We start from the raw sequence: 8473 nt of genomic DNA, 5'->3' as shown, positions 1-8473 counted from the left end.
CATTCGCCCCACCTCAAAAGCCGCGCGGGCGGCCGCCGAAAAATCCTCAATTCTCCCTGGCATCCACGTCGGCATAAGTGGGGAATTTTACTTCGGCACTTCTGGGGAAAATTACGCGGCATTGACATGGCCCGCATGACGGATGATCACACGGCCTGCCAGTACCACGACCTGAACGCTCTCGCCGATCAGACGCCAAGGCACGGAGTAGCTGTTCGTGTCGAGGTCGATTGCGCAATCGGCCTGAACCATGCGCATGAGATCCCGCAACTGCCCGAACGGCGCGCGGCCAGCCAGCGGGCGAAGCGCCCCAGCCTCCGCGGCAAAGCGTTCCGCTGGCGCTATGCCAGTCGTGCCGTGTTCACGCTGGTCGGCAACATCGCGTACCCACCGGTCCAGATGCGCTTCGAATGCCGCCCAGCTCTCGAACCGGCGGTTCGCACGATAGTAGCGCCGGCGACCGTGTGCCGCGTCGCAGTTCCGTGGGCGGTTCGATGCGAGTGACGCCGCAGTCGCTGGCGCCGGAGAGGGGGTCGGGGCAGCAAGACGTCGATGCCGCAACGGAGACTCTCGAGCTGGCAACAACACGGCAATCAACCGGCACCGAAGGACCTTCGGCTTGCAATGTACTGGGATGACTTGCTGCCGAGCGCGGACAACCCCCAGACCAACTTCAGTATCCATGGTGTGCCCTACACGGCCACTCTGGGGCCATCAGGCATGCAGAGCGACATTTACCTTTTTCTGCAATAGGGTGGAGATGGATCGAGCAATAGATGCCAGTCGTTCTTGAAAAAGCACCAAACCGTTGAGAGAATCCGTTTTTTACGCGGCCACGTGCAGCGCGCCAACCCAGATGAGACGATCCCCAGTGCCGGGGGCGACATCGAATGTGCACGTCGCCAGTCTTCCTTCAAAACGTTGACGTTTAGCCAGCATCCCAAGAGGCGGCGACTGTCGCATCTCTCTTATGTCGTATGCAGTTCTTTAGTCATGCTTTTTCCTTCCGGCTTTGACGACGAAAGCACAGCGTGAAGCTACTGAGCAAACGAGGGAAGCAGGGCATTTTGACGACGGCTCCCTTCCCAGACCATCGTCGAAACGGCTGACAGCCGGCGGAGGTGTCTGCGGCGCGGCCGGGCTAAGTTAGCTTGAATGTTGGAGGTGGCCTTGGAAGATTTACCGCCCCGCTAATAGCTGCTTGGCGCGGCGCAACTCCCATACGGCCAAAGAGCGACAATCCGGGAAAGCCTGCGCGCATGTCGGTATGGTCCGTCGCCAGCCAGACCTTCACGCCGCTCGGAATGGGGATCATCGCAGATGAAGCGCTTCTGTGTCGATGTCGGCGTCCATGCGGACGCGTCGGTCGCGACCCAGTTCGATCGTGACGTCGCTGCGCTTCCGGCGGGGGTGCGGCGGGGCCGGCGCTTCCGTCACGGCGGGTTGGACCGCCGGCGCGGCCTCCGACACGATCATGGGCACCAATGTGCTCACCGTCTCAGGCCGGGGGGCTTACAAAACACACGCTCCAATGCACAGTAACCTAGAAATGTAGGAACCATTGAAATTGACATGTCTATATATCCTGCCAAACATTTTATGAAGATTATCAAAGTCGTCCGGTTGCCCGGAATTTGATGGAGGGATGCATTATGAAGCGCACTGTGGAGACCGGGTCAAGATAGTCTGGTGGGATGGGTCAGGGGTCTGCCTCTATTCGGGCAGCCCTATGGCAGAACCTAAAGCTGCGATCTCTACCTTCAGCGTCATCCAAGGACTGCACAGAAGCTGCGGCTCTTCGCGAGGTACGAGAGGCATTCAAAATGCCTTCTCATTGCACCGAAACGGCATATCTGCCGATTGAAAATTTTAAAAATGCGGCTCAATGAGGTAGGGCGCCCTTCTCCAGACACGAACAGCCATGCGACAAACCTTGGTCATAGAGCCAGAATGCCTGGAGTCACTCGCGCACCCGGAAATCCCCTATATAAGCCTCATTGGTTCTGGCATTCCAAGACAATCTCCATCCTTACCCTGCCTACTAAGCGTCGAACGTTTTCGAAGAACGAATTTGGTTCTCTCCCCTCAACCATAATCTTACCTAAAATCACCAAACCCCGGCATGACGTTTGCGCTGATGGTTGCAGTTGGCGCGCTCGTGGCGCTGTGCAAAGGCCTTTATGTTATAGGCGGTGCTCTGGCCTTCATCGCTTTCGTTCTTGCTATTTCCTCGGCAGAGCTTTCGCATGAGTAGACGCGCCTCGAAGCAGGCTGCCATGTGGGCCCGGCGAGTTTGTTTTTCTTCAGTCAGGGGTTTAGGATCCCCGCTTATGTTTCTTATCGCTCTTGTACTTGTAAGTTGATGCCAGAGCATCATATTTCAATTGTTGAAATAAAATTCAATCTTGTTTAGTACTACAACTTTCTTAATGCCCGCTAATTTTGAGGCTATTTTTGATCCGTCATTATTGTCGTAAGCAACTACGCAGAGCGCGGATAACTGGCAAACGCAATGTCCATTAAATAAGTGCAAACCTAATTAGCAAACGACATCAAGTGTCATGCGGTAAACCTTTGGTGTGAGTCAAAACGTGCATTCTGCCCTTACCCAGTTTTCCCCTTGGTTACGTTACTATAGCGATCGCGCCGTCTTCGTTGGGAGGCGCCGACATTCTTTAGCGATCATAAGTGGAAAAACTTATTACCAACTGCAATCATGGCCGGCCGTCTTTCAGGGAGCTTAGCAGGATGATTGTTCTTTTTACGGCCAAATCGAGGTTCCGCACCGTTGGCTCAATTGAGTGCGTGTTGTATTTCTGTTATCTTCAAGATGTATGGCGGCGTGTGCGCCTTTGTTTTTGCGCCGCCACTTTTATTTAATTGTTTTTTATGATGGTACTGTGTTATGCTGACGCCTGCTTTCACGTTAATTTTATTATGTTCTTATTCGAATTAATGAATGTGACTCTTTATATATATCTTTTGGATAATCTGTATTATTTATGTCTTAAGGCATAAGAGTTTCCGGCGACGACCGACTGCCTTGATTTGCTGATTGGCCAAGTCGGGTAACGGTCCCCGCCTCGCACTCCACGGGTTCGATAGAAGGCCTGGTCGTTCAATACCAGAATAGTATTTCCTTGAACTTACTTGGAGTTAATTGATTAGAATAACGAGAGGCAACAGGAAAATACTCATCGTCTCAAACTTACGACGCCAAATAATCGTAAAGAGGTGATAAATAGAAATATAGTATAATAGTGGCGTGACGCGCCCGTCCGTGGCTGCTCGATCAGCGGTCGCCAAGCATCGGAAGCATAGAAATAATCAACACAAGCATATTGTTGACCTGACTTATTGATATTAATCTATTACCCGCCGCATATGACGGTTAAATACAAGGAAGGGAAACAAACACATGCAAAAAGCAACAAACCGCAAAACACTCCATAAGCGCCAGGTCAATGAGCGGGGATTTCGATCATGACCTTATCGCTCTCCCCCATGCTATCACATCAATCGCGCCATTCAGGTTTGCGCTGCTGTCAACAACGATGAACCAGGGCTTTGCCTCAACAGGAGCGGCATACGGAGGGTAGGTCTGAACTTCATATGTTCCGGTTCCGACCAACCGTCCAGCGTCCACAGAGCGTTCTGCATCCGCACTCTCAAGATAAAGGTATTTGACTCTAACCGTCCCTCTCTTATGAACTGCGTAGCTCCTAGTAGCGTCGAACAGGGCATTCCGCATGTGATAAACTTCATTATCCATCAATTTGTAGGTTAGCCATACCATACTTGCAAGATAGGAGAGATTTGTTTAATTTTCTATATGATGAAGAATGCGTCGTTGTAGCAATGAGAAAAGGTGAGGTGATATATATAGCTTAACTAATCAAGGAACTCGAAACGAATAATGGCATTTTTACGATCGAAACGCTATCGAATAATTGTGTGGCCCTTTGCTTAAGCATATCTGCAGCTCGACAGCGACGGATAGTGATATCAAAGGTCATTCCACGCCATTTGACGGTGACATTTGTTGGCTTTTCGAGGGCAAGAGGGCTTGGATATGCACCCCGTGACTTACCATTAAGAAATTGATCTCCCTAAAGCGTTGCCACCAGCCGCACGGCATATACATCAGGATATATCCTGCCGAAGATTGGTAAGCGCGATTTTCGATGCGCATTGACGGCTGCGGCACCGCTGGAGCCGCCTCGCATCGGTAGCGATATCCGGCTCCGTTAGGCGGCGGAGGTTTTCGAGAAGTTGATCGGTAGCAGGTCGCCGATGTCGGCGTAGTCGTCTCGCTGCGGCAACTCAATAAGCACGTGCCGCAGCCAGATCAGAGGGTCGACGCCACAGGCGCGGCAGGTCAGCATCAAACTATAGATCACTGCGCTGACCTTGGCTCTGTCAGCAGTGTCGCTGAACAGTCACGATTTTCTTCCCGTCGCAATGCCCCGTTCATTCTGCCCATGTCGGCGATGAAGTCGAGGTTCACTATCGCTGGCATCCATATTTTGGCCAGAAGGTTTCCATTCGTCGCGTCGAAGAACGAGCGACAGGCCGGTTTTTGAAGGTTCTGGGGCCGACAGGTGTCGTCATCGCGATCTCAGGGTGGATGATCGATCCCGTGGTCTGCCGCGGCATGACCATGGGAACGCCACGCGTCGATCTTGCGACGCTAATCGAATTGAACAGGCTGGTCTCTGGCGGCAGCAAAGCGGCACCCTTCCGAAGTGGACGTAGAATCACTCAGGAGGACCATGATGAGATCCCGCAATACGCTGGTGCCGGCGTCGGGCCGGCAGCTCGACCTGATATTCAAAACTCGGATGCTCGACGGACTGAGCGACAAGGAACGCAAGAAGGCGATTTCAACGCTGGCTTGCCTGCTGATGCAGGCCGCAGGCCTCGTCGTCGAGGAGGTCAACGATGACCAGCACTGATTTGATTCCGACAGCGCTGCTCGCGCGCAAGGCCGTCGTTTATGTGCGGCAATCCACGCAGTCGCAGGTTATAACCAATCTGGAAAGCCAGCGACGGCAGTATAATCTTGTTGACATTGCGCGACACCACGGCTTCAGCGACGTCGAGGTGATCGACGACGACCTCGGGCGCTCTGCCAGCGGAACCGTCGCCCGTCCGGGCTTCGATCGTCTCGTCGCCCTACTGTGCGCCGGCAAAGTTGGTGCCGTTTTCTGCTTCGATGCTTCACGGCTTGCGCGCAACGGTCGGGACTGGCATCACCTGCTCGAACTGTGCGGCCTGGTCGAAGCCCGCGTCATTGACCATGACGGCGTCTACAATCCATGTCGACCCAACGATCGGCTGCTGCTGGGAATGAAGGGCAGTATCAGCGAGTTCGAACTGGGCGTGCTGAGAGCCCGGATGCTCGATGCCGCCAGGTCGAAGGCGCGCCGTGGCGAACTGCGACTTTCCGTTCCGTTCGGCTACATTTGGCATCGGGAGGCCGGGCTTGGGCTCGATCCTGATCTGCGTCTGCAAGAGGTAATTCGATCCATCTTCGCCCGCTTCCACGACCTTGGAAGCGCGCGTCAGGTGCTGCTGTCGATGACGAAAGATCAGATTCACTTCCCTCGGCCGTCGGATGAAGGGCGCATGACCAACTTCGTATGGATGCCAGTACGTTATCGCAATGTGATCGGCATCCTCAAAAACCCCTTCTACGCCGGCGTTTACGTCTATGGGAAGAGCGAGAAGCGGACTGCCATCGTCGATGGACGGGCTCGGCGCAGTTACGGGCACGGCAAGCCCGTCGGTAGCTGGGAGGTGATGATCCGGGACCATCACGAAGGTTACATTAGTTGGGGCGAATACGAGCGTAACCAACAGCAACTGGCCCTCAATAATTATGGCCGCTCGGGTGGGACTAAATCGGGCCGCGGCGGCAAAGCATTATTATCAGGTCTCCTGACCTGCGGACGGTGTGGACGGCGACTGAGTGTTGCCTATACGGGAAATCCACAAAATCCTGTCTATCGCTGCTATAAACAGAACCTGATGATGGGCTTGCCCCGTTGCATGACGTTCGGCGGCTCGAAGGTCGATGCGGCGGTTGCGCGCGAGTTGTTGCGCGCGGTAGAACCATTAGCGATCGAGGCGACTTTTGAAGCAGAGCGGATGCACCGGGAGCGACAGGAAGACCAGCGCCACATTCACGATCTGGAGCTACAACAGGCCCGCTACGAGGCTAGCCTCGCCGAGCGCCGCTATGCGGCATGCGATCCCGACAACCGCCTGATAGCTGCACAGCTTGAGAAGAATTGGGAAACGGCGCTACGCCGCGTCCGTGATCTGGAAGTGCGCGGCCTACCGAAAGTCCTTCAACCATCGAAGTTGACCCAGGCACTTTCGCAAACCTCGCCGACAATCTGCAGGCGGCCTGGGAGTCGCCGGATGTCACCATGCGCGTGCGCCAGCAACTGCTACGTACATTGATCGCCGACATTGTTGTCGATGTCGTGATGAGGTGCGCGACGTGGTGCTGACCATCCATTGGAAAGGCGGTCAGCATTCGGAGCTCAAGGTTCGCAAGCCCCAGACGGGTGAACACGGGTGCGCCACAACGGAAGATGCTTTGGCAGTGATGCGGAGCATGGCAGGACGCTGGTCCGATGAACATATCGCCGCGTCGCTCAATCGAATGGGAATGCCCACGGGGCAAGGAAAAACCTGGACTGCACACCGGGTCGCTTCCGTAAGGCGGGTCCGGGCCATTCACGCGTACAAATCAGCCGATAAAGAGGGCGAATGGCTGACCATGACAGAGGCGGCGGCGGTTTTGGGCGTGACCAACCACCGAATACGCCACCTGATCAAGACGAACGTGTTGTCTGCCGAGCAGGTGGTTCCCGGCGCGCCGTGTCAAATCCGGGCCAGCGACCTGACTTCGGCGACCGTCCAAGCCGCGATAGCCCGAAAGGGCCGCCCGTGTCGCATTGCTGACACCGAGACGCTTCCAATGTTTACAGATACTTAAAGAGGGAGTGCACAATGACTCAGGTCCGCCGAAAACCCTGATGTCGCGTTCGAGAATGTTGTTAGAGCTGGCTCGGTTTGTCTGAACAGCTTCGGGCGTTTTCTAAGTGGATTTCCGCCTCGATTATGCTGCCACAATCATCGGTGCCAGCGCGTTGAAGTAAGCCTGATCCGGCGTCTGCCGGTCAAGGGATGAATGTGGGCGTCGGGTGCCGATGCCAGCGCGAGCTTCAGACGGTTTTATAGGCGTGGAGGTAAACCTCCTCGTATTTGATCGACCGCCAGAGCCGCTCGACAAAGACGTTGTCCCGCCATGCGCCTTTGCTGTCCATCGAGATGGCGCTTTCGGCCTTCTTCAACACCGCCGTGAAGTCGATGGAGGTGAACTGCGATCCCTGATCCGTATTGAAGATTTCCGGCCTGCCGTAACGAGCAAGCGCTTCCTCGACCGCTTCGATGCAAAAGTCCGCTTCCATCGTGATCGACAACCGCCACGACAGAACCCGACGACTGAACCAGTCGACGACGGCGCAGAGATAGACGAAGCCCCGTGCCATAGGGATGTAAGTCAGGTCCATTGCCCATACCTGGTTGGGCCGATGACCGCCAGGTTTTCGCAGGAGATAAGGATAGATCTTGTGACCGGGAGCCGGTTTCGAAGTGTTTGGGCGGCGGTAGATAGCCTCAATGCCCATCTTCTTCATCAGCGTGGCAATGTGCAATCGCCCAGCTTCCAGCCCTTCTCCCCTCAAAAGCCCCTGCAACATCCGACTTCCCGCAAACGGGTATTCGAGATGCAGTTCATCAATCCGGCGCATCAGAGCAAGATCGCCACCCGACACTGGACGTGGAGAATAGTAGACGCTGCCACGGCTGAAGCCGAGAAGCTTCGCCTGGCGCACGACCGACAGTTTGTGTGCGCGGTCGATCATTTCTTTCCGCCCAGCAATCCCGCCTTGCCGAGCGCACCGGACAAAAATCGTTCTCCAGTGTCAGCTCGCCGATCTTGGCGTGCAGTGTTTTGACATCCACGGTTGGACCCGCCGGTTCCGCCTTCGCTTCATCACCGAAAACGCCTGTCGCCCCCTCAAGGAGCTGGTCTTTCCACTGTTTGATCTGGTTGGCGTGCACGTCAAACTGCTGGGACAATTCCACCAGCGTCTGCTCGCCCCTGATGGCGGCAAGCGCCACCTTTGCCTTGAAGGCCGGGTATGGTTCCGGCGCGGTCTCTCGTCATGGTCTCTCCTGTTCCACTGCTGTCCGGTTTAAATTTAGTGGACATGGTGCACGGTGTTGATTCTACTCATGTTCGAGCGTTTCGCGACGATCTCGGACACGTGTCAATGCCGCGTAATTTTCCCCAGAAGTGCCGAAGTAAAATTCCCCACTTATGCCGACGTGGATGCCAGGGAGAATTGAGGATTTTTCGGCGGCCGCCCGCGCGGCTTTTGAGGTGGGGCGAATG

Annotated in this window: 1 protein-coding gene and 4 pseudogenes; 2 read left to right on the top strand and 3 right to left on the bottom strand. The window is 55.1% G+C overall.

Annotation, left to right across the window (positions count from 1 at the left end; translation table 11 throughout):
- Window positions 1-129 precede the first annotated feature (129 nt).
- Both ATY75_RS31060 and ATY75_RS31050 read right to left on the bottom strand, forming a co-directional pair.
- Window positions 130-441: pseudogene (locus ATY75_RS31060) on the bottom strand (IS21 family transposase); the annotation flags it as partial.
- A 3806-nt stretch (window positions 442-4247) separates the two neighbouring features.
- Window positions 4248-4460: pseudogene (locus ATY75_RS31050) on the bottom strand (transposase domain-containing protein); the annotation flags it as partial.
- 315 nt (window positions 4461-4775) lie between these two features.
- Here ATY75_RS31050 and ATY75_RS31040 point away from each other — a divergent pair.
- A complete protein-coding gene (locus ATY75_RS31040) occupies window positions 4776-4955 on the top strand; it encodes a hypothetical protein (RefSeq protein WP_077994911.1) in 180 nt (59 codons plus the stop codon).
- A pseudogene (locus tag ATY75_RS31035) lies at window positions 4942-7009 on the top strand (recombinase family protein). The gene ATY75_RS31040 and the pseudogene ATY75_RS31035 overlap by 14 nt, the downstream one beginning before the upstream one ends.
- A 123-nt stretch (window positions 7010-7132) precedes the next feature.
- Here the strand turns inward: ATY75_RS31035 and ATY75_RS31030 are convergent.
- Window positions 7133-8245, bottom strand: a pseudogene (locus tag ATY75_RS31030) (IS3 family transposase).
- Window positions 8246-8473: the final 228 nt, after the last annotated feature.

The sequence above is a fragment of the Rhizobium sp. N122 genome (assembly GCF_002211295.1).
Classification (GTDB): Bacteria; Pseudomonadota; Alphaproteobacteria; order Rhizobiales; family Rhizobiaceae; genus Rhizobium.
This window is presented reverse-complemented; position numbering and strand designations above follow the sequence as displayed.